Source organism: Micromonospora maris AB-18-032 (assembly GCF_000204155.1).
Lineage (GTDB): Bacteria > Actinomycetota > Actinomycetes > Mycobacteriales > Micromonosporaceae > Micromonospora > Micromonospora gifhornensis.
This window is the reverse complement of record NC_015434.1, coordinates 2,022,889-2,044,741: the sequence shown is the minus strand read 5'-3', so window position 1 is coordinate 2,044,741 and position 21,853 is coordinate 2,022,889. Positions and strand designations below refer to the sequence as shown.

Genomic DNA, 21,853 nt, shown 5'->3' with positions numbered 1-21,853 from the left:
CAGACGGCGGGGACCCTGTTGTTCAGGTCCCCGCCGCTCAGCCTGCCGCCTTCAGCACCTCGGTGACGAGGGCCTGGGCCTCCTGCTGGATCCGGGCCAGATGCTCCGGCCCCTGGAAGGACTCGGCGTATATCTTGTACACGTCCTCGGTGCCGGACGGGCGGGCCGCGAACCAGCCCGACTCGGTGGTCACCTTCAGACCACCGATCGGTGCCCCGTTGCCGGGTGCCGTGGTGAGCGTGGCGGTGATCGGCTCGCCGGCGAGCTCGGTGGCGTGTACCTGTTCAGGGGAGAGCTTGCCGAGCACGGCCTTCTGCTCCCGGGTGGCCGGGGCGTCGATCCGGGCGTACGCGGGCGCGCCGAAGCGTCCGGCCAACTCGGCCCAGTGCTCGCTCGGCGTACGGCCGGTCAACGCGATGATCTCGGAGGCGAGCAGGCAGAGCAGGATGCCGTCCTTGTCGGTGGTCCAGGTGCCGCCGTCGCGGCGCAGGAACGACGCCCCCGCGCTCTCCTCCCCACCGAAGCCGACCGTGCCGTCGAGCAGCCCGGGCACGAACCACTTGAAGCCGACCGGCACCTCCAGCAGCGGACGCCCGAGGTCGGCCGCCACCCGGTCGATCATCGAGGAGGAGACCAGGGTCTTGCCGACCGCCGCGGCCGGACCCCACTGCTCACGGGTGCCGAACAGGTGGGCGATCGCCACGGTCAGGTAATGGTTCGGGTTCATCAGCCCGGCGTCCGGCGTGACGATGCCGTGCCGGTCGGCGTCGGCGTCGTTGCCGGTGGCCACCTGGTAGTCCGCGCGCATGGCGATCAGCGACGCCATCGCGTTCGGTGAGGAGCAGTCCATCCGGATCTTGCCGTCGCCGTCGAGGGTCATGAACCGCCAGGTCGGATCGACGGTCGGGTTGACCACGCTCAGATCCAGGCGGTGCCGGTCGGCGATCTCACCCCAGTAGGCGACGCTGGCGCCGCCGAGCGGGTCGGCGCCGATGCGGACCCCGGCGGCACGGATCGCGTCCAGGTCGAGCACCGCCGGCAGGTCGTCGACGTACGCGCCGAGGAAGTCGTACGTGCCGGTGGTGTCGACGGCGCGGGCCCGCGCGTACGGAATGCGGCGCACCTCCTTGCCCCCGGCGGCCAGGATCGCGTTCGCCCGGTCCTGGATCCACTTCGTGGCGTCGGAGTCGGCCGGACCGCCATGGGTGGGGTTGTACTTGAACCCACCGTCGTCCGGCGGGTTGTGCGACGGGGTGATCACGATGCCGTCGGCGAGCCCGGCCGTGCGGCCCCGGTTGTGGGTTCCGATCGCGTGCGACACCGCCGGGGTGGGGGTGTAGCCGTCGCGGCTGTCCAGCAGCACCGTGACCTCGTTGGCGGCGAGCACCTCCAGCGCGTCGACGGCGGCCGGCGCGGACAACGCGTGGGTGTCCCGGCCGAGGAAGAGCGGCCCGTCGATGCCCTGGGCCTGGCGGTAGTCGCAGAGCGCCTGGGTGACGGCGAGGATGTGGTCGGAGTTGAAGGCGTTGCGCAGGCTCGACCCGCGGTGCCCCGACGTGCCGAAGGAGACCTGCTGGGCCGGGTCGGCGGGGTCCGGATGCTCGGCGTAGTAGGCAGTCACCAGCCGAGGCACATCGACCAGGTCGGCGGGCTGAGCCGGCTGCCCGGCACGAGGATGGGAACTCATGGCTCTACCTTCTGTCCCTTGCCGATGACGACGATGCCGTTGTCGGAGACGGTGTAGCGCTGCCTGTCGCGTTCCAGATCGACGCCGATCTCGGCACCCTCGGGAACGTGGACATTCTTGTCCAGGATGGCCCGACGCACCACCGCGTGCCGACCGATCTCGACACCTTCCATTAGCACCGAACCGTCCACGTGCGCCCAGGAGTGCACTTTCACCTTGGGCGAGACGATCGAGTTCTCCACAAGTGAGCCGGAGATCACCGCGCCGGGCGAGACCATCGAGGCGACCGCCCGGCCGACCCGCTCACCCCACTGGTGCACGAACTTGGCCGGCGGGTACGGCGGCTGCTCGGTATAGATCGGCCAGTCGAAGTTGTAGAGGTTGAACACCGGATGGACGTTGATCAGATCCATGTGCGCGTCGTAGAAGGAGTCCAGGGTTCCCACGTCACGCCAGTAGCCCCGGTCCCGGTCGGTGCTGCCGGGCACCTCGTTGTCGCGGAAGTCGTAGACGTTCGCCTCGCCCCGCTCGACAAGCATCGGGATGATGCTGCCGCCCATGTCGTGCTTGCTGGACCGGTCCTCGGCGTCCCGCTCGACCGCGTCGATGAGCGCCCGGGTGGTGAAGACGTAGTTGCCCATCGAGGCGTAGATCTCGTCGGGCGCGTCGGGCAGCCCCACCGCGTCGGTGGGCTTCTCCCGGAAGGCCCGGATCCGCCGGCCGTCCTCGGCCACCTCGATGACCCCGAACTGGTCGGCGGTGGACAGCGGCTGCCGGATGCCGGCCACGGTCACGGCTGCCCCGGAGGCGATGTGCTCCTCCACCATCTGCCGTGGGTCCATCCGGTAGATGTGGTCGGCACCGAAGACGATCACATAGTCGGGCTGCTCGTCGTAGATCAGGTTGAAGCTCTGGTAGATCGCGTCCGCCGAGCCGGAGAACCACCACGGGCCCCGGCGCTGCTGCGCGGGCACCGGCGTGACGTAGTTGCCGAGCAGGGTCGACATCCGCCAGGTCTTGGTGATGTGCCGGTCGAGGGAGTGGGATTTGTACTGGGTCAGCACGACGATCTTCAGGTACCCGGCGTTGGCCAGGTTGGAGAGGACGAAATCGACCATGCGGTACATCCCGCCGAACGGGACGGCCGGCTTGGCCCGATCCGTGGTGAGCGGCATCAGGCGCTTGCCCTCTCCGCCGGCCAGGACGATCGCGAGCACCTTCTCAGCCATGACCAGACGCTATCCATCCCGGTGCCGCTTCACCACTCGTACGGGCACACTTCTGCACTAGGGTGCCGGGCATGACCGACTCCACCGGACTGCGCGTCGACCTGCTCACCCGGGAGTACCCGCCGGAGGTCTACGGCGGCGCCGGGGTGCACGTCGAGTACCTGGCCCGGGAGCTGCGTCGGCTCGCCGAGGTCCGGGTGCACTGCTTCGGCGCGCCGCGCAGTGAGCCGGGCGTGCGGGCGTACCCGGACCCCCCCGGCCTGGCCGGCGCGAACCCGGCGCTGCGGACCATGGGGGTGGACCTGGAGATGGCCGCCGGGTGTGCCGGCGCGGACGTGGTGCACAGCCACACCTGGTACGCCAACCTGGCCGGGCACACCGCGAAGCTGCTGTACGGGGTGCCGCACGTGGTGACCGCGCACAGCCTGGAGCCGCTGCGACCGTGGAAGGCCGAGCAGCTCGGCGGCGGCTACGCCCTCTCCTCCTGGTGCGAACGCACCGCGTACGAGTCGGCCGACGCGATCGTGGCGGTCAGCGCGGGGATGCGCCGGGACGTGCTGACCGCGTACCCCTCGGTGGACCCGGACCGGGTGCACGTGATCTACAACGGCATCGACACCGCGCAGTACGCCCCCGACCCGGGCACGGACGTGCTGGCCCGACTCGGCATCGACCCGGCCCTGCCCAGCGTGGTCTACGTCGGGCGGATCACCCGGCAGAAGGGACTGCCGCACCTGCTGCGCGCCGCCCGCGCCCTGCCCCCGGAGGCCCAACTCGTGCTGCTGGCCGGGGCACCGGACACGCCGGAGATCGCCGCCGAGGTGGAGGGTCTGGTCGCCGAGCTGCGGGCGAGCCGGTCCGGGGTGATCTGGGTGGCCGAGATGCTGCCCAAGCCCGAGGTGATCCAGGTGCTCACCCACGCCACGATCTTCGTCTGCCCGTCGGTGTACGAGCCGATGGGCATCGTCAACCTGGAGGCGATGGCCTGCGAGACCGCGGTGGTCGCCACCGCCACCGGCGGCATCCCCGAGGTGGTCGCCGACGGCGAGACGGGACTGCTGGTCCCGATCGAGCAGGCCGGCCTGGACGGCACGCCCGCCGACCCGGCCCGCTTCGAGGCCGACCTGGCGGCACGGCTGAACGAGCTGCTGGCCTCCCCCGATCGCGCCGCCGCTCTCGGCCGGGCCGGACGTCGGCGCGCGGTCGAGCACTTCTCCTGGGACGCCATAGCCGCCCGCACCCTCGCGCTCTACGAGCAGGTGAGGAAGGGCCCCCTGCCAACGCCTACGGCATAGACGGGCCGCCCTCGGGCGCGATCAGCGTCAAGGTCGGGAAATACGTGCGGTAGCGGCTGCTGTCGCGGGTGAGTAGGCGGTAGCGGCAAACCGCCGCGTGTGCCCCGATGTAAAAGTCGGCAATCGGCGAACGCTTGGCGCCGCCCTGTCTGCGGTATCGCGCGTACGCCTTGCCGGCGAGGAAGCCTGCGGAGTACGGCAGCTCCTCGCGGAGGAAGTCCGAGGCGGGCAGGGCATCGTCGAGGTCCTCAACCCGCGCGAACCGCACGGACACCTCGGCGTACACGATGGGGTTGATCACCAGCACGCCGGCGTCGCGCGCGGCGGCCAGTGCCTCGGCCGACCAGTCGGCCCACTTCGGATCGTCGGTGAAGATGTCCAGCAGGACGTTGGTGTCGACCAGAGTCGCGATCGTGTCCGGTGCCCGGTTGGCCACGCCCCGGATCCGTTCAGTCGCCACGAAGCAGATCCATCAGGTCGTCTGTCGACATGCCCTCCACCTCCCGGGCACCGCCCCGGCCACGCATGTGCCGAACCAGGCGTCGCCCACGGGTCTCGGCATCCTCGACGCGCACGATGCGCAGGGCGCCACCTTCCTCGATCACGTCCACCTCGTCGCCCTCGTGCAAGTTGTACCGAACGCGCAGCTCGGCCGGGATGGTCACCTGCCCCTTGCTGTTCAACTTCATGACTGCCCCCCTGATACGTAATACACACGATACGTGTTACAGGCGGATGCCGACAGGTGACCCATCAGCATCAGCCCCGATTATTGACGCTTCCTGCCAAAAATGATTCACTGGTCGCATGGCCTCGGAACCCTCGCCCACCCCGCGCCGACGTGGTCGACCCACCGTGCTCGATCCCGAAGCGGTCGGCACCGCGGCCCTGAAGCTCTGGGCCGAGCGCGGCTACGGTGCCACCGGCTGGGACGACATCTCCGCGGCCACCGGGATCAGCGCCCGCACCCTGATGCGGCACTTCCCGTCCAAGGCCGCCCTCGCCTGGGTGGGGGTGCCCGCCGCCACCCGGCGGCTGACCGAGACGTTCCGCACGCTGCCCCTCGACATCCCGCTGTCGGACGCGCTGCGCGCCGCCGTGGTCGCCTCCGTCTCCGACGACGCGCTCGTGCTCAGCGCGGGCGGGTACTGGATGCGGGTCGTCGCCGAGGAACCCGAGCTGGCGGAAGCCTCCGCCCGCGCCTACGCGCCCTGGACCGAGGCCCTCGCCCGGGAGATCGCCCGGCGTCGACCGGGAGCGCCGAGCGCGATCTACCACGCCGTCGCCACCGCGTACCGCGAGGCGGCCCAGGCCGCGCTGTACGACTGGGCCCGCAGCCCCGACGGCTCGCCCGCCCTCGCCGTCGACGCCCTGCTGCGTCGGTTGGACATCCGCATCACCACACCCGAGGAAGCCCCGTGACCACCACCCGCCCGATTCCCGACCCGCTGGCCCCCGCCACCCTCGGCCCGGTACGCCTGCGCAACCGGGTCATCAAGTCCGCCACCTTCGAGGGGGCGACCCCGGACGCCCTGGTCACCGACCGCCTGATCGAGTACCACACCGCTGTGGGTCGCGGCGGCGTCGGCATGACGACTGTCGCCTACCTCGCCGTCGCGCCCGAGGGGCGCACCGAACGGGGCCAGGTCTACTGGCGGCCCGAGGCGTTGCCCGGGCTACGGCGGCTGACCGAGGCGGTGCACGCCACCGGCGCCAAGGTCAGCGCCCAGATCGGGCACGCCGGCCCGGTGGCCAACTCCCGCTCGAACGGGCTGCCCTCGCTCGCCGCATCGGCGCGGTTCAACCCCCTGTCGATGGGCTTCGACCGCGCCGCGACCCACGACGACATCCACCGCATCGTGGCCGCCCACGGCAGCGCCGCCGCGGCGGCGCGCGAGGTGGGCTTCGACGCCGTCGAGGTGCACCTGGGCCACACCTACCTCGCCGGATCGTTCCTGTCACCGAAGCTCAACCGACGCCGGGACGAGTTCGGCGGCGCGCTGGCCAACCGCGCCGAGTTCGCACGCCGGATCCTGGCCGCCGTCAAGGAGGCCGCCGGCGACGACGTGGCCGTCATCGCCAAGCTGAACATGAGCGACGGCGTGCCCGGCGGTTTCGACCTCGACGATTCGATCCCGTTCGCCCGGATGCTCCAGGCCGACGGGCACCTGGACGCCCTGGAGCTCACCGGCGGGTCCTCGCTGCTCAACCCGATGTTCCTGTTCCGGGGCGACATCCCGCTCGCGGCGATGGCCGCGCCCCAGCCGCCGCTGCTGCGGCTCGGGATGAAGATGTTCGGCCGGTTCCTGTTCCGCGACTACCCCTACCAGCCGCTCTACTTCCGCGACCTCGCGCTCCAGTTCCGCCGCGAGCTGTCCATGCCGCTGATTCTGCTCGGCGGCGTCACCGACCTCGACGGGATGCGCACGGCCATGAGCGACGGCTTCGAGTACGTCGCCATGGCCCGCGCCCTGCTCAGGGAGCCGGACCTGATCAACAAGATCCGCCGCGACGCCACCACCCGGTCGCGCTGCACCCACTGCAACCTCTGCGCCGCCAGCATCTTCACCGGCACCCACTGCCCCCTGGACACCGAGGGGACGACGGCGCTCGTCGCCGCCGGCACCCGGCCCGTCGTCGCCCCATAAGCAAGGAGTTCCCCGATGTCCGTACCCCGGCAGCCCCGGCCCACCTCGGTCGACCTCGTCGTGATCGGCTCCGGCACCGGCCTGGCCGCCGCGCTCAGCGCCCACGAGGCCGGCCTCTCCGTCGTGGTCGTGGAGAAGTCGCGCTGGGTCGGCGGCTCCACGGCACGCTCCGGCGGCGCCTTCTGGATCCCCGCCAATCCCGTGCTGACCGCCGAGGGCTCCGGGGACACGCCCGAGCGCGGTGCGGCGTACCTGGAGGCCGTCGTGGACGGCTCGGCGCCCGAACAGCGCTGGCGCAGCTTCCTCGAGCACGGCACCGCCACGATCGAGATGCTCACCCGGACCACCCCGATGCGCTTCCTCTGGGCCCGCGGCTACTCCGACTACCACCCGGAGTTGCCCGGCGGCACCGCCGACGGCCGGAGCTGCGAGTGCCGTCCGCTCGACCTGAAGGTCCTCGGTGCCGATCGGGCGCGGCTGCGTCCCGCCGTTCTCTCCGCGCCCGTGCCCATGCCGGTCACCGGCGCGGACTACAAGTGGCTCAACCTGATGGCGAAGACCCCGTTTCGCGCGCTGCCCCGCATCGTGACCCGCCTCGCCCAGGGCCTCGGCGGCCTCGCGCTCGGGCGCGAGTACGCCGCCGGCGGCCAGGCCATCGCCGCCGGCCTGTTCGCCGGCGTCCGCCGCGCCGGCATCCCGGTCTGGACCGAGACGGCGCTGGAGCGGCTCCTGGTCGAGGGGGACCGGGTCGTCGGGGCCGAGCTGCGCCACGGGGATACGACGTTCGCCGTACGGGCCGAGCGGGGTGTCGTGCTCGCCACCGGCGGCTTCGACCACGACCTGCCGCTGCGGCACACCCACCACCACCGCGACCTGGGCGACTGGAGCCTCGGCGCGGACAGCAACACCGGCGACGGGATCCGCGCCGCGCAGGAGGCGGGCGCCGGCACCGACCTGATGGAGCAGGCGTGGTGGTTCCCCGCCGTCGCGCCGGTCGGCGACGCCGCGCCGTCGGTGCTCCTCGCCGAGCGTTCCCTGCCCGGGTCGCTCATGGTGGACGGCACGGGCCGCCGGTTCGTCAACGAGTCCTGCGACTACATGACGTTCGGGCAGCGGGTGCTCGGCCTCGCCCGCGAAGGTGGGGCGTTGCCGGCCATGTGGCTGGTCTTCGACAAGCGGTACCGCAACAGCTACGTCTTCGCCGGCACGCAGTTCCCCCGCGCCCCGCTGCCGAAGTCCTGGTACGAGGCGGGCATCGCGCACCGCGCGGGCAACCCGGGTGACCTCGCCCGGTCGATGGGCGTGGACGCCGACGCGTTGAGCGCCACCCTGGCACGGTTCAACCAGCTCGCCGCCGCGGGCGTGGACGACGACTTCGCGCGGGGCGCCAGCGCGTACGACCGCTACTACGGCGATCCGACGGTGACGCCGAACCCGAACCTGCGGCCCCTGGCCGGCACCCTGTACGCCGTCCGGGTCGTCCTGTCCGACCTCGGGACCTGCGGTGGGATCCGGGCCGACGGCCTCGGCCGGGCGCTGTCCGACACGGGGACCCCGATCCCCGGGCTGTACGCCATCGGCAACGCCGCCGCCAACGCCTTCGGCCGCACCTACCCGGGGGCCGGGGCGACCATCGGGCAGGGCCTGGTCTACGGCTACATCGTCGGGCGGCACGCGGCGGGCAAGCTCCCCGCCGCCGACCGGGCCCCGAGCCGTCAGACGGCGGAATAGGCACGGTTTTGCCGCACCCGGGGCCGCCCGGCGTGCCAGCATCCGGCAGGACGCACGGGGCCGCCCCGGACCGACCGTCGGCGAAGCGGAGAGGAACCGAGATGGGTACGTACGCGGTGACCGGCGCGGCCTCGGGCATGGGCCGGGCGGCCGCCGAGCGGCTGCGGCGCGACGGGCACACCGTCGTCGGCGTGGACCTGCGGGACGTGGAGGTGATCGCCGACCTCTCCACGCCGACCGGGCGCGCGGCGGCGGCCACCGAGGTGCTGGAGCGCGCCGGAGGGCGGCTCGACGGGGCGGTCTGCGCCGCCGGGCTCGGCGGCATCCCCGGCCGGGACCGGCTCGTGCAGCAGGTCAACTTCTTCGGCGTGGTGGAGCTGCTCGAGGCGTGGCGACCGACGCTTGCCGCCGCCGGCAACAGCAAGGTCGTGGTGTTCGGCTCGAACTCCGTCACGCTCACCCCGATGGTGCCGGAGCGCGCCGTGCGGGCCCTGCTCGACCGCGACGCCGACCGGGCGCTGCGCGTGGTGGGACGCTTCGGCAAGCGCTCGGCGCCGTTCGCGTACGCGAGCTCGAAGCTGGCGGTGACGCGGTGGGCGCGCCACGCCGCGATCTCGCCGGAGTGGGCCGGCGCCGGCATCCGGGTGAACGTCCTGGCCCCCGGCATCATCGCCACCCCGCTGCTGGAGGAGCAGATGGCCCGGGGCGAGAGGGAGGCGGTCGAAGGGCTGCCGGTGCCGATCGGCGGGCGCGGCAAGCCGGCGGACGTCGGCGAGTGGGTGGCGTTCATGCTCTCGCCGGCCGCCGACTTCCTCTGCGGTTCGGTGATCTTCCTGGACGGCGGCTCGGACGCCTACTTCCGCACCGACGACTGGCCCGTCTCGACCGGCCCGGTCGGGGTGCTGCGCTACCTGCGGCGCGCCAAGGCGTGGCGGGCGCGGCGCTGACCGGCGTGGTGGAAGCAGCGCGCAATCGAGCGCGAAAGGATCTCGCGCAGTAGGTTGACGGGGTGACTGGACGGTTCCCGATCGAAGACGTCTCCCCCGTCGTCTCCTGCGGACGTTATCCGGCCCGCGCCGTCGTCGGGGAACTGGTGCCGGTGTCGGCGACCGCGTACCGCGAAGGGCACGACGCGCTCGGCTGCAACGTGGTCTGGCTCGGGCCGGACGGTCGGGCCCGTCCGTTCACCCGGATGCGGCCCGGGGAGCCCGGCCGGGACCGGTGGCACGCCACCATCACCCCCGACGCGGTCGGCGAGTGGATCTTCACGGTGGAGGCGTTCAGCGACCCGTACCTGACCTGGCATAACGCGGTGACCAAGAAGATCGCCGCCGGCCAGAGCGCGGAAGACCTGACCAACGACCTGGCCGAGGGCGTACGCGTGCTGACCGCCGCCGCCGACCTGGTGCCGGCGGCGCAGCGGGCCCGGATCGAGCAGGCTGTGGCCGCCCTGGCGGACTCGACGTTGCCCCTGCCGCAGCGCAGCGCCCCGGCGCTGACCCTGGCCGATCTGCTCTGGGCGCACCCGGTGCGGGAGTTGGTCACCACCGGCGAGGAGTACCGCATCTGGGTGGACCGGGAGCGGGCTCTGTACTCCGCCTGGTACGAGTTCTTCCCCCGCTCGGAGGGGGCGATCCTGGCCACGACCGAGACACCGGCCCGCTCCGGGACCTTCGCCACCGCCACCGAACGGCTACCCGGGGTGACGGCGATGGGCTTCGACGTGCTCTACCTGCCGCCGATCCACCCGATCGGCCGGGTCAACCGCAAGGGCCCGAACAACAGCCTGACCGCCGGGCCGGAGGACGTGGGTTCGCCGTGGGCGATCGGCGCGGCCGAGGGCGGCCACGACGCCATCCACCCCGACCTGGGTACGCCGCAGGACTTCCGCGACTTCGTGGCCGCCGCCGCCGAACACGGCCTGGAGGTGGCGATGGACCTGGCGTTGCAGTGCGCGCCGGATCACCCGTGGGTGACCGAGCACCCGGAATGGTTCACCACCCGCGCCGACGGCAGCATCGCGTACGCGGAGAACCCGCCGAAGAAGTACCAGGACATCTACCCGCTGAACTTCGACAACGACCCCGACGGCATCCGCACGGAGATCCTGCGGGTGGTACGGCACTGGGTCGGCGAGGGCGTGAAGATCTTCCGGGTGGACAACCCGCACACCAAGCCTGTCGACTTCTGGCACTGGCTGATCTGGGAGGTCAAGCGGACCGACCCGGACGTGCTCTTCCTCGCCGAGGCGTTCACCCGACCGGCGATGATGCACGGGCTGGCCAAGGTCGGCTTCACCCAGTCGTACACGTACTTCACCTGGCGGACCTCGCCCACCGAGATGCGCGAGTACTGCGCGGAGCTGGTGGCGGCGGCCGACTACATGCGACCGAACTTCTGGCCCAACACCCCTGACATCCTGCACGAGAGCCTGCAGCACGGCGGGCCGCCGATGTTCAAGATCCGGGCGGTGCTGGCCGCGCTGCTCTCCCCCTCCTGGGGCATGTACGCCGGCTTCGAGCTGTTCGAGCACGTCGCGCGTCCGGGCGCGGAGGAATACCTCGACAACGAGAAGTACGAGCTGCGGCCCCGGGACTGGGCGCAGGCCCAGGCGCAGGGGCGGTCGCTGGCGCCGTTCATCGCCACCCTGAACCGGGTGCGCCGGGAGAATCCGGCCCTGCACCGGCTGCGCAACCTGGTCTTCCACGACATCGACAACCCGGCGCTGCTGTGCTGGTCCAAACACGACCCGGTGACCGGCAACACGGTGCTGGTGGTCTGCTCGTTCGACTCGCACACGGTGCAGTGGGGCAACACCACGCTGGACATGCCGGCGCTGGGCCTGGACTGGCACGACCGGTTCACCGTGTACGACGAGTTGACCGGGGCCGGCTACGACTGGGGGCAGCGCAACGCGGTCCGGCTCGACCCGTACCTGCAACCCGCCCACGTGTTCACCCTGCGCCGCCCCGCCACCACCGTGCCCGCCACTGCCGCCGGTCCCCGTGGCGGCACCGCCTCCGCGACGAAGGACGACGCCCGATGGACCAGCTGATCTCCGGGGAGACCCACGACCCGCACGCCGTGCTCGGCGCCCACCCGGCGAACGGCCGTACGGTGATCCGCACCCTGCGGCGGGGCGCGACCGAACCGTGCCTGCTGGTGGGTGAGCAGCGGTACCCGATGACCCGGGTGCACGAGGTGGGCGTCTTCGAGGCGACCGTGCCCGGCGAGGTGCTCGACTACCGCATCGAGTGGAACGGGCAGCCGCACGACGACCCGTACCGGCATCCACCGACCCTGGGCGAGCTGGACCTGCACCTGATCAGCGAGGGCCGGCACGAGCGGCTCTGGGAGGCCCTCGGCGCCCGCGTCCTCGACGGCGGGGTGGCGTTCACCGTCTGGGCCCCCAACGCCCGGGGCGTGCGGGTGGTCGGCGACTTCACCGGCTGGGCGCCCGACGACGGCTGGCCGATGCGATCACTGGGCTCCACCGGCGTGTGGGAGATCTTCGTGCCCGGGGTGCAGGTGGGGGCCCGGTACAAGTACCGCATCCTCGGCGCCGACGGTCACTGGCGGGACAAGGCCGACCCCCTGGCGGGGTACGCGGAGGTGCCGCCGGCCACCGCCTCGGTGGTGCACCGCTCGACGTACGAGTGGGGCGACGCGGACTGGCTGGCGCGGCGGGCGAAGCAGCAGCCGCATCAGGAGCCGATGAGCGTGTACGAGGTGCACCTCGGCTCGTGGCGGCCCGGCCTGGGCTACCGGGAACTGGCCGAGCAGTTGGCCGCGTACGTGACGGAGCTGGGCTTCACCCACGTGGAGTTCCTGCCGGTGATGGAGCATCCGTTCGGCGGTTCCTGGGGCTACCAGGTCACCGGCTACTACGCCCCGACGTCCCGCTTCGGCGACCCGGACGACTTCCGTTACCTGGTGGACCGGCTGCACGCCGCCGGCATCGGGGTGATCCTGGACTGGGTGCCGGCGCACTTCCCCAAGGACGAGTGGGCCCTGGCCCGCTTCGACGGCACCCCGCTCTACGAGCACCCCGACCCGCGTCGCGGCGAGCACCCCGACTGGGGCACGTACGTCTTCGACTTCGGTCGCCGCGAGGTGCGCAACTTTCTGGTCGCCAACGCGCTCTACTGGCTGGAGGAGTTCCACGTCGACGGGCTGCGGGTCGACGCGGTCGCCTCGATGCTCTACCTGGACTACTCGCGCGCCGACGGGCAGTGGGTGCCCAACCAGTACGGCGGCCGGGAGAACCTGGAGGCCATCGCGTTCATGCAGGAAACCAACGCGACGGTCTACAAGCACCACCCCGGGGTGGTGATGATCGCCGAGGAGTCCACCGCCTGGCCGGGAGTGACCCGACCGACAAGCGACGGCGGGCTCGGGTTCGGCTTCAAGTGGAACATGGGCTGGATGCACGACACCCTGCTCTACACCTCGAAGGACCCGATCTACCGGCAGCACCACCACCATCAGCTCACCTTCTCCCTGGCGTACGCCTGGAGCGAGAACTACGTGCTGCCGATCAGCCACGACGAGGTGGTGCACGGCAAGGGCTCACTGCTGGGCAAGATGCCCGGCGACCAGTGGCAACGACTGGCCAACGTCCGCGTGCTGCTGGCGTACATGTGGGCGCACCCGGGCAAGCAACTGTTGTTCATGGGCTGCGAGCTGGCCGACGACCGGGAGTGGAGCGAGGAGCGCGGCCTCGACTGGTACCTGCTGCACGACCCGGCCCGGGCCGGCGTGCAACGCCTGGTCGGCGACCTCAATCGGGTCTACCGGGACACCCCCGCGCTGTGGGCGCAGGACACCTCCCCCGCCGGCTTCCGCTGGCTCGCCGGAGACGACGTCGCCAACAACACCATCTCGTTCGTCCGGATCGCCCCCGACGGGGCGACCCTGGTCTGCGTGGCCAACTTCTCCGCCCTGCCGCTGGAGGACTACCGCATCGGCCTACCAGCCGCCGGGGCGTGGGCCGAGCTGCTCAACACCGACGCCCACCACTACGGCGGTTCCGGCGTCGGCAACCTCGGCACTGTCCACGCCGAGCCCGTCCCCTGGCACGGCCAACCCGCCTCGGTGGCGCTGCGCGTCCCCCCACTCGGCGCCCTCTGGCTCCGCCCCGCGTAACCGGGCACGCAGGCGGACTCAGACCAGGCCGGCGCCGCGGAGCAGGGTCCACAGGCCGGCGCCGTCGGGGGCGGAGAGCCACTTCTGGCCTATCGGCCCCTCGGTCGGCTGGTCGTGCGGGACCGGCAGACTGCCGGCGAGCACCGACTGGGCAGGCGAGAGGCGGCGGATCGCCACGGCGGCCACGTTGTCCGGGTGGGCGGCGGCGAACTCCCGGTAGATCTCCGGGTCGTGCTGGCCGTCGTCGCCGACGAGCAGCCAGCGTACGTCGGGGAACTCCTTGGCCAGCCGGGCCAGGGTGGCCCGCTTGTGTTCCCGGCCGCTGCGGAACCAGCGGTCCTGGGTGGGACCCCAGTTGGTGAGCAGCAGCGGTCCCGCCGGGTAGAGATGCCGGGACAGGAAGCGGGTCAGGGTCGGGGCGACGTTCCACGCTCCGGTGGACAGGTAGAACACCGGTGCGCCGGGGTGGGCGGTGACCAGCCGCTCGTACAGCACGGCCATGCCGGGCACGGCGGCGCGGGCGTGCTCGTCGAGAACGAACGTGTTCCAGGCGGCGAGCAGCGGGCGCGGCAGCGCGGTCACCATCACCGTGTCGTCGATGTCGGAGAGGATGCCGAAGCGGACCTCCGGATCCAGGATGCGTACCGGTGCCTCGACCGGTTCGGCGTCGGGCATGCTGAGCCGCACCGAGCCCCAGCCGGGAGGCAGGTCCGCCTCGACGGTGGTGTCGATGAAGCCGCTGCGGTCGGCCTGCGCCTCGTGCACCACCCCACCGGTCTCGATGGTCACCGTGACGTGCTTGGCCGGCAGGGTGGTGAAGCTGCGCCAGCCTCGGACCTTCTCCAGCCGCCCCCGCTGCCGGGTGTCCGGCCGGCCCAGCAGCACCCGGCACATCACCCGCGCCCAACCGGGCGCGCCGTAGCCGGTGTAGGCGATGATGTTGGTCCGCCAGCCCGTCCGCCGGAGTCGGCGTTCGACCAGGTTGTGCACGGCGTCCTCGATCCGCGCGGCCCGATGCAGGTTCGGTATGGCCAACTGGCCTGCGGGTGTGGATGGCACGTCTGCAACCCTGCCACACCCCGCCGACCTCGGCCACGCGAGACCCGGGCTTCTTGATCGTCTCCGCTCGGGCCGGCCCGCGGGCACGGCGGCGGGAATGAAGACGATCAAGGGCAACCGCGCCCGGGGCGACTGCCGAGCGTGAAACACTCCGGTCGGGACGACGACGGGGGCGATAGTCGTGCCACAGGCAGAGTCGCGGGCAGAGCGACGGCGCGGGCGGTGGCAGCCACGGCTGGACCGACCCGCCCTCGTCGCGCTGATCCTCGGCGTGCTCGGGGTCGGCTACCGGTTGTATCTGGTGCTGCACACCGTGCCGGTGGCCAACAGTGACGAGGCGACCTTCGGGCTGGCCGCCCTGCACATCGCCCAGGGCCGGGAACATCCGGTCTTCCTGTACGGCCAGCGCTACATGGGCATGCTGCAGTCCTACCTGGCGGCGCCCCTGCTCGCGGTGACCGGGCCGAGTTGGCCGGCGCTGCGGCTGCCGGTGCTCGCGCTCTACGCGCTGTTCCTCTGGCTGATCCACCGACTGACCCGGCGGATCGGCTCACCATGGTTCGCCACCACGATCGTCGGTCTGCTGGCGCTCGGCTCCGAGCGGGTCATCCGCGACCAGGTGACGACGGTCGGCGGCCGGCCGGAGGTCAAGGTCGCCGTGCTGGTGATGCTGCTGATCGTGGTGGGGCTGGCCCGCGGCACGGTGCGGCACCGCCGGTGGGCCGTCGGCGGCTTCGGGTTGCTCGCCGGGCTCGCCCTGTGGTCGGACTGGCTGATCGCGCCGTACCTGGCGGTGGCCGGGGCGGCCCTGCTCTGGGTGCTGCGCCGGGAACTGCTCGGTGGGGCCGGTCTGCTGCTGCTCGTCGGGTTCGGCGTCGGGATCGCCCCGATGATCCGCGACAACCTGGTGGCCCCGGCCGGGCAGGATTCCCTGTCGGTGCTGGGCCGCATCAGCGGCGCGCAGGGGCCGTCCCCGACGTGGGGGCAACGGCTCGACGGCGGGCTGCTGGAGGGGGTGCCACTGGCCGCCGGGCTGTGCCCGATGACCGGCTGTGCCGGCTGGCAGGAGTGGTTCGGCCTGCTCTACCCGGTGCTGCTGGTCGTCGCCGCGGTGCTCGCCGGGCTCGCGTACCGCCGCCGGGTCGGACAGGGTGAGCGGGTGGTGGCAGTGGTGCATCTCGCCCTGCTCGTCGGCGCGGCGGCGACCCTGCTGGCGTACGTGCGCAGTTCGCTCGCCGCGACGGATCCGCTGGGCAACGCCCGCTACCTGTCGGTGCTGCAACTGTCGCTACCGGCGGTGCTGTGGCCGCTGTGGGTGGCGGCGGTGGCGTGCGCGCGCGGCACGGTCGGGGCTGCCGGTCGGCTCGTCGGCGCGCTGGCGACCGCGCTGCTGGCCGCGTTGGCGGCGACGTCGCTGGTGGTCACCGTGCTGTTCGCCACCGTCGGCGCGGCACCGGGCCGGGTGCAGGAACGGCAGTCCCGCCAACTCGCGGACACGGTCCGTGCGGCCGGGCTGCGTGAGGTGTACGGCGAGTACTGGACGTGCAACCGGCTGGTCTTCAACACCGGCGAGCAGGTGGTCTGTGGCGTGCTCGACGGTGACCTGCATCCCGGGCAGAACCGCTACCCGGCGTACTGGTGGCGGCTGGCCCGCGCGACACGGCCCGGCTACGTGCTGGAGGCCGGCGGGTCGGCGGACCGACGCCTGCGGGAGTTGCTCGGCGACGGGGCGGACGCCGCGTTGCTGGCCGAGGTCGGCGGCTTTCGCGTCTACCACCCGCCGACGCCGCTGCGGCCGTGGCGGTGAGCCGGGTCGTACGCTGGCCGGACCCCCGGCGCGGATGGTGCGGTCCGGGACGTCGAGGAGTCTGTCGATGCTCATCCTGCTGCCGCCCTCGGAGGGCAAGGCCGAGGCCGGCGCCGGTCGCCGCCTGGACCTGACCCGGCTCTCGCTGCCGGAGCTGAACCCCGTCCGCGAACAGGTGCTGGCCGCGTTGCTGACGCTCAGCGCGGGGCCGGCGGAGGCGGCGTTGACCGCGCTCGGGCTCGGCAGCGGCCAGCAGGGCGAGCTTCGTCGCAACGCCCGCCTGGAACGGGCGGCCACCGCACCGGCAGGCCGGATCTACACCGGGGTGCTCTACGAGGCGCTGGACCTGGCCACCCTCCCGGCGGCGGCACAGCGCGCGGCGGCCCGGCAGGTGTTGATCTCCTCCGGCCTGTGGGGGGCGGTCCGGTTGACCGACCGCATTCCGCCGTACCGCTGCCCGATCGGGGCCCGGCTGCCCGGCCTCGGCGCGCTGCCCGCGCTCTGGCGGCCGGTGTTGGGGCCGGCGTTGACCTCGGCGGCGGGTGCCGCACCGGTGCTCGACCTGCGCTCCGGTGCCTACGCCGCCGCCTGGACGCCCCGTGGCGAGCTGGCGGAACGCACCGTCACCGTCCGGGTGCTGCACGAACGGGAGGTCGACGGGACAGCGGTGCGTTCGGTGGTGAGCCACTTCAACAAGGCCACCAAGGGTCGGCTGGTGCGTGATCTGCTGCTGCACGGCGTCCGGGCGCGCAGCGCCGACGCGCTGGTGGGCGCGCTGCGCGATCTGAAATACACGGTGTGCGATCAGCCGTCGGCACCGGGACGGTCACGGCAGATCGACGTTGTCGTGTCGGCGCTGTAACCAGCCGCAAGATTTCCTCAAGGCTGGGCCTGATCGGTACCACGGCAGGGCGTCTCGGGTCACCGTTATGACACCCGACACCACGAGGAGGCCCTCCGGGTGGTTGCCGAACCGATTCTGCTCGACCGACCCCGCTCGCCGTCGACCCTGCCGCCGCTGGACTGGACGACCCTGGCCGACGCCTTCGAAGCAGCCTGCCTGCTGCGCTGCATGCCGCCGCCGGCCAGGCCCGGTCCACGCCACGCCGGGCAGCGTCCCAGCCTGCCCACCGCGATCGAGTTCAACCGGGAGGAGGCGGCCCGGCGTACGCGACAACTGCTGGACCGGCTCGGTATCCCGGTACAGCACGAGTTGGCCGTCGGTGGCCTGCGTCGCCGCTACGAGTTGCACCGGCTGCACGTGGCCCGTGACGCGCGATCCGACTACACGGCGCTGATGGAGAACGGCTGGCACCGGGGCCGACGGGAACTGCTCGGCGGCCCGGCGCCGGGCGCCTCGACGGCCCGCCGTCAGTGGCGCACCCGGTTGGCCTCCGCCGCCTGGCGGGCCGCGCTGCTGGCCGGTGGACGGCACGTGCGCCGGCACATCCTCGGGGTACGGATCACCGATCGGGAACTCGCCGCCGTGCTGGTCCGTGGCGCCGCCCTGCTCGACGTACCGGCGCTGCTGCGCGCCGGCACCGGCTGTTACCTGGTCAGCGTCGCCCACGGCCCGGACCGCGACCGGATTCTGCACCATGCCGGTGAGGAGGTGGCCCACCGCCCGGTCGCCTGAGTAAACGACCCGGTCAGGGGAAACTGCACCGCGGTTGGGACGAACTCCGCCAGCCTGGGGTTGCGCCACAGGGGTCCGGCGGCGCACAGTGCTGCCCGTGACCCGTACCCGGTTTGCTGCCCGAGACCGGCGGCCCGTCGCCAGCGCCGTCGTCCTGGTCGCCGTGCTGCTGGTCCTGCCCAGCAGCCTCAGCGCCTGCCGGGACGATCCTGACGACACGGTACGCATCCGCATCGCCACCGGCAGCCCGACCGCCGTCTACCACGCCTTCGGCACGTCGCTGGCCACCATCCTGAACCGGGAACTGCCAAACGTACACGCTGAAGTGTTGGTCACCGCCGCCTCGGTGGAGAACGTCCGGCTGCTCAAGGCCGGCGAGGTCGAGCTCGGGTTCACCCAGGCCGACGTGCTGCCGGCCTATCCGGGGCCGGACCCGCCGGTGGTGGCGGTCGCCCGCGTCTACGACGACCTGTTGCACCTGGTCACCACCGCCGCCAGCCCGATCCGCAAGCTGACCGACCTGGCGGGTCGGCGGGTGTCCATCGGCGCGGCCGGCTCCGGCACGGAGATCACGGTCAACCGGCTGCTCACCGTGGCCGGGCTGGACGACGCCGGGCTGCACCGGGTGCAGCTCGGTCTGGACGACTCGGTGAGCGCGCTGCGCCGTGGTGAGATCGACGCCTTCTTCTTCTCCGGCGGTCTGCCGGTGCGGGCCGTGGCCCAGTTCGTCGAGGACACTCCCGCCCGCATCGTCGACCTCGGCGAGTGGACGGTGCCGCTGCGCCGGGGCAACCGGGAGGTGTACGTGCCCCGGGACATCCCCCGGTCGGTGTACGGCATGGACCCGGTCACCGCCGTGGCCAACCCCAACTACCTGCTGGTCCGGGCCGACCTGCCGGAGGACCTGGTCCGTCAGGTGACCCGGCTGCTGATGGAACGCCGCGCCGAGCTGGCCGAGGCGCACCCGGCGGCCGGGCGGATCAGTGCCCGATCGGCGATCGCCACCCCGCCGCTGCCGCTGCATCCGGGTGCCGCCGAGTACTACCGCGACAGCAAACCCTGACCGGGCCGGTCAGCCGGATCGCACAGCCGACTCCAGTTCGGCGGGCGGGCCGTCGGCAGCGGGTGGCACGTCGAGGTCCGACGACTCGGCCGAGGTGGACGGCTCGTCGGGGGCGGGGAACCACAGCGCGGCGACCAGCCCACGGGGCGCGTTCGGGTGCATGGTGAGGCGACCGTCGGAGGCGTCGACAAGCACCGCGGCGATGGTCAACCCCAGCCCGGCCCCGTCGACGTTCTGCACCTCCGGGGCCCGCCAGAACCGCTCGGTCGCCTGGCCGAGCTGACTGGGGGTCATGCCGGGGCCGGTGTCGCGTACCTCCAGCGCGCAGCCTCCGTCGCGGGCCGTGACGGTCACCGTCACCTCGCCGCCCGCGCCACTGAACTTCACCGCGTTGTCGATCAGCGCGTCGAGTGCCTGGTCGATCGCGGTCGGCACGGTCTGGGCGTAGACCGGGGCCGAGCCGGTGGTCAGCCGCAGCGACACCGACCGGTACCGGGCCAGCGGCTCCCACGCCGCCACCCGGGACTCGGCCACCTCCACCGCGTCCACGGTCACCCGCTGGTTCTCCCGGCGCTCGGCCCGGGCCAGGGTGAGCAGCCCGTCCAGCAGCAGGGTGAGCCGGTCGGTCTCCTCCAACGCGAGCTGGTGTTCGGCGCGGCCATCCTCGTCGGTCAGGCTCGGCCCGAGTTCCTCCACCCGCAGCCGCAGCGCGGTCAGCGGGTTGCGCAGCTGATGGCTGGCATGGGCGACGAACGCCCGCTGCCGGTCCATCACGTCGGACACCACGTCGGCCATGTGGTTGAAGCTCGCCGCCAGCCGACGCAGCTCCGGCGGGCCGAGCCGGTGCTGTACACGGGCGCCCCGGTCCCCCTCGGCGATCTCGTGGGTCACCGCGTCGAGTTCGGTGATCGGACGCAGCACCCAGCCGGCCAGCCCGAACGCGGTAAGTACGCAGGCCAGCACGGCGACCAGGCCGCTGCCGGTCAGCAGCAGCCACCAGGTCGTCACCGTACGACGAACTCCGTCGGACGGACTGGCGGTGATCACCGCCCCGAGGACCTCGCCCCCGTCGTTGATCGGCACCGCCACCACGATCGGATCGTCCACCCACGGCCAGACCGAGTCGGGCCGGCTGGTCTGCTGCCCGGACAGCGCGACGTCCAGCGCCTCCCGGGTGCCCAGGGTCCACTGCCAGCCCGGCGACGGGATCACCGCCGCGCCGTCCCGATCGACCACCGCCGCGTTGATGCTGTACAGCCCCTCGTAGCTGGTCAGTTCGCTGGACAGCGGGCCGGTCGTGCCGTCGCGCAACGCCGGCCCGGCCAGCGAGGCGAACCGGGTGGCGTCGGCGATCCGGTCGGCCCGGATCCGGTCGGTCTCCCGGGTGGCCAGCGTCATCGCCAGCGGCGTCCCCAACGCCACCAGCACCAGCACCATCAGCAGCAGATAGCTGATCACCAGGCGGCGTCGCACACCCGGCCCCTCACTCGGCCCGTAGCCGGTAACCGACGCCGCGGACGGTCTCCACCAGGCGTGGGTCGCCCAGCTTGCCGCGCAGCGAGCCGACGTGCACCTCGACGGTGTGCCGGTCGGCGAAGGTGGTGCCCCAGGCGTCGAGCAGGATCCGGTCCCGGGGTACGGCGACGCCGGGTTGCCGGGCCAACGAGAGCAGGACGTCGAATTCCTTGCGGGTCAGCGACACCGGCTCGCCGGCCACGGCGACCGTACGCGCCGACACGTCGACGCGGATCCTGCCGACCTCGATCAGGCTGCGGTGCGGCGTGGCGTGCGAGGCCCGCCGCAGCACCGCCTCGATCCGGGCCTGCAACTCCACCATGGAGAAGGGTTTGACGACGTAGTCGTCGGCACCGATCCGCAGGCCGAGCACCCGGTCGCGTTCCTCACCCCGGGCGGTCACCGCGATGATGCCGAGTTGGCTGCTGCGCCGACGCAGTTCCCGGCACAGGTCGGTGCCGTCCCCGTCGGGCAAAGTCAGATCGAGCAACACGAGGTCGCACGGAGCGGCGGAGAGGGCGGCGGCGACGGTGGCGGCGTGCTCCACGTCGTACCCGCGCCGGTGCAGGGCCGACGACAGGGCACCGGCCACCCGGCGGTCGTCCTCGACCAACAGGATCCGCACCTGGCCTCCCATCAGGTCTGCTCCGCGCCGGAACGGTTCCGGTTGATGGTGGCAGAAGACCGGCCGGGGTGACAGGCCTGGGGGCGGTTGACCCGTGCTCAGAGACCGAAGACCTCGTCGGAGGTGGCGTCGCGTACCCCGTCGACGAAGCCCTTGAAGGCGGGGTCGTCGTGGCTGGCGGGCACCGTGGTGACGATCTCGCCGGTGGCCTGGGTGACCGCGTCGACCAGCGGCGGGAAGTCGATCTCGGCGTCGGCCAGGGTGTCGTCGTCGGCCTCGCCGAGATTGATCACGTGCTGCACGTCCTCGGCGGGCGTGGCCGGGTCGTCGGCCCAGTCGGTTCCGCAGCGGTAGCACTCGTCGTAGAGCGCGCGTTGACTGTCGGTCCAGTCCTCGTGGTAGCTCTCCATGCT

Annotated in this window: 19 protein-coding genes; 11 read left to right on the top strand and 8 right to left on the bottom strand. The window is 72.2% G+C overall.

Features of this window, described 5'->3' with window-relative positions; genetic code table 11:
* Positions 1-37 precede the first annotated feature (37 nt).
* Together pgm and glgC are read right to left on the bottom strand one after the other, a co-directional pair.
* A complete protein-coding gene (pgm, locus tag VAB18032_RS09405; protein WP_013732569.1) occupies positions 38-1,687 on the bottom strand; it encodes a phosphoglucomutase (alpha-D-glucose-1,6-bisphosphate-dependent) in 1,650 nt (549 codons plus the stop codon).
* Positions 1,684-2,916, bottom strand: a complete 1,233-nt coding sequence (glgC, locus tag VAB18032_RS09400) for a glucose-1-phosphate adenylyltransferase (RefSeq protein ID WP_013732568.1) — start codon at positions 2,914-2,916, stop codon at positions 1,684-1,686. The genes pgm and glgC overlap by 4 nt, the downstream gene beginning before the upstream one ends.
* A 71-nt stretch (positions 2,917-2,987) precedes the next feature.
* On the opposite strand from glgC, the gene glgA reads away from it, so the two are divergent.
* Positions 2,988-4,211 carry a glycogen synthase gene (gene glgA / locus VAB18032_RS09395; RefSeq protein WP_013732567.1) on the top strand — a complete coding sequence of 408 codons (1,224 nt, stop codon included), beginning with the start codon at positions 2,988-2,990 and terminating at the stop codon, positions 4,209-4,211.
* Here glgA and VAB18032_RS09390 read toward each other — a convergent pair.
* Together VAB18032_RS09390 and VAB18032_RS09385 are read right to left on the bottom strand one after the other, a co-directional pair.
* Positions 4,201-4,647 carry a type II toxin-antitoxin system VapC family toxin gene (locus VAB18032_RS09390; protein WP_043723602.1) on the bottom strand — a complete coding sequence of 149 codons (447 nt, stop codon included), beginning with the start codon at positions 4,645-4,647 and terminating at the stop codon, positions 4,201-4,203. The genes glgA and VAB18032_RS09390 overlap by 11 nt on opposite strands.
* A 13-nt stretch (positions 4,648-4,660) precedes the next feature.
* On the bottom strand, positions 4,661-4,900 hold the full coding sequence (locus VAB18032_RS09385; RefSeq protein WP_013732565.1) for an AbrB/MazE/SpoVT family DNA-binding domain-containing protein: 240 nt from the start codon (positions 4,898-4,900) through the stop codon (positions 4,661-4,663).
* A 118-nt stretch (positions 4,901-5,018) separates the two neighbouring features.
* On the opposite strand from VAB18032_RS09385, the gene VAB18032_RS09380 reads away from it, so the two are divergent.
* From VAB18032_RS09380 to glgB, 6 genes are all read left to right on the top strand, one after another.
* The gene (locus tag VAB18032_RS09380; protein WP_013732564.1) at positions 5,019-5,633 is read left to right on the top strand and encodes a TetR/AcrR family transcriptional regulator; all 615 of its coding nucleotides are present in this window, start codon (positions 5,019-5,021) and stop codon (positions 5,631-5,633) included.
* On the top strand, positions 5,630-6,859 hold the full coding sequence (locus VAB18032_RS09375) for an NADH:flavin oxidoreductase (RefSeq protein ID WP_013732563.1): 1,230 nt from the start codon (positions 5,630-5,632) through the stop codon (positions 6,857-6,859). Before VAB18032_RS09380 ends, VAB18032_RS09375 begins: the two co-directional genes overlap by 4 nt.
* 15 nt (positions 6,860-6,874) lie before the next feature.
* Positions 6,875-8,590 (top strand): 3-ketosteroid-delta-1-dehydrogenase, encoded by a 1,716-nt coding sequence (locus VAB18032_RS09370; protein ID WP_013732562.1) that lies wholly within the window; start codon positions 6,875-6,877, stop codon positions 8,588-8,590.
* Positions 8,591-8,691: 101 nt separating this feature from the next.
* Positions 8,692-9,537, top strand: coding sequence for an SDR family oxidoreductase (locus VAB18032_RS09365; protein ID WP_013732561.1), 846 nt, complete (start codon positions 8,692-8,694; stop codon positions 9,535-9,537).
* 62 nt (positions 9,538-9,599) lie between these two features.
* Positions 9,600-11,645 (top strand): alpha-1,4-glucan--maltose-1-phosphate maltosyltransferase, encoded by a 2,046-nt coding sequence (locus VAB18032_RS09360; protein WP_013732560.1) that lies wholly within the window; start codon positions 9,600-9,602, stop codon positions 11,643-11,645.
* Positions 11,633-13,735 (top strand): 1,4-alpha-glucan branching protein GlgB, encoded by a 2,103-nt coding sequence (gene glgB, locus VAB18032_RS09355; RefSeq protein ID WP_013732559.1) that lies wholly within the window; start codon positions 11,633-11,635, stop codon positions 13,733-13,735. Before VAB18032_RS09360 ends, glgB begins: the two co-directional genes overlap by 13 nt.
* A gap of 18 nt (positions 13,736-13,753) precedes the next feature.
* Here the strand turns inward: glgB and VAB18032_RS09350 are convergent, their stop codons facing one another.
* The gene (locus VAB18032_RS09350; RefSeq protein WP_043720199.1) at positions 13,754-14,794 is read right to left on the bottom strand and encodes an App1 family protein phosphatidate phosphatase; all 1,041 of its coding nucleotides are present in this window, start codon (positions 14,792-14,794) and stop codon (positions 13,754-13,756) included.
* Positions 14,795-14,975: 181 nt separating this feature from the next.
* Between VAB18032_RS09350 and VAB18032_RS09345 the strand changes: the two genes are divergently transcribed.
* The 4 genes from VAB18032_RS09345 (at position 14,976) to VAB18032_RS09330 (ending at position 19,300) form a co-directional block, all read left to right on the top strand.
* Positions 14,976-16,601, top strand: coding sequence for an ArnT family glycosyltransferase (locus VAB18032_RS09345; RefSeq protein WP_013732557.1), 1,626 nt, complete (start codon positions 14,976-14,978; stop codon positions 16,599-16,601).
* Between the two features lie 67 nt (positions 16,602-16,668).
* Positions 16,669-17,463, top strand: a complete 795-nt coding sequence (gene yaaA, locus VAB18032_RS09340; protein WP_013732556.1) for a peroxide stress protein YaaA — start codon at positions 16,669-16,671, stop codon at positions 17,461-17,463.
* 99 nt (positions 17,464-17,562) lie between these two features.
* Positions 17,563-18,237 (top strand): hypothetical protein, encoded by a 675-nt coding sequence (locus VAB18032_RS09335; RefSeq protein WP_013732555.1) that lies wholly within the window; start codon positions 17,563-17,565, stop codon positions 18,235-18,237.
* A gap of 88 nt (positions 18,238-18,325) precedes the next feature.
* Entirely contained in the window at positions 18,326-19,300 is a 975-nt protein-coding gene (locus tag VAB18032_RS09330) for a TAXI family TRAP transporter solute-binding subunit (protein ID WP_013732554.1), read from the top strand.
* A gap of 9 nt (positions 19,301-19,309) precedes the next feature.
* Here the strand turns inward: VAB18032_RS09330 and VAB18032_RS09325 are convergent, their stop codons facing one another.
* The 3 genes from VAB18032_RS09325 to VAB18032_RS09315 form a co-directional block, all read right to left on the bottom strand.
* Positions 19,310-20,773, bottom strand: a complete 1,464-nt coding sequence (locus VAB18032_RS09325) for a sensor histidine kinase (RefSeq protein ID WP_013732553.1) — start codon at positions 20,771-20,773, stop codon at positions 19,310-19,312.
* Positions 20,774-20,783: 10 nt separating this feature from the next.
* On the bottom strand, positions 20,784-21,440 hold the full coding sequence (locus VAB18032_RS09320) for a response regulator transcription factor (protein ID WP_043723595.1): 657 nt from the start codon (positions 21,438-21,440) through the stop codon (positions 20,784-20,786).
* A gap of 98 nt (positions 21,441-21,538) precedes the next feature.
* Positions 21,539-21,850, bottom strand: a complete 312-nt coding sequence (locus VAB18032_RS09315) for a hypothetical protein (protein WP_013732551.1) — start codon at positions 21,848-21,850, stop codon at positions 21,539-21,541.
* Positions 21,851-21,853 lie beyond the last annotated feature (3 nt).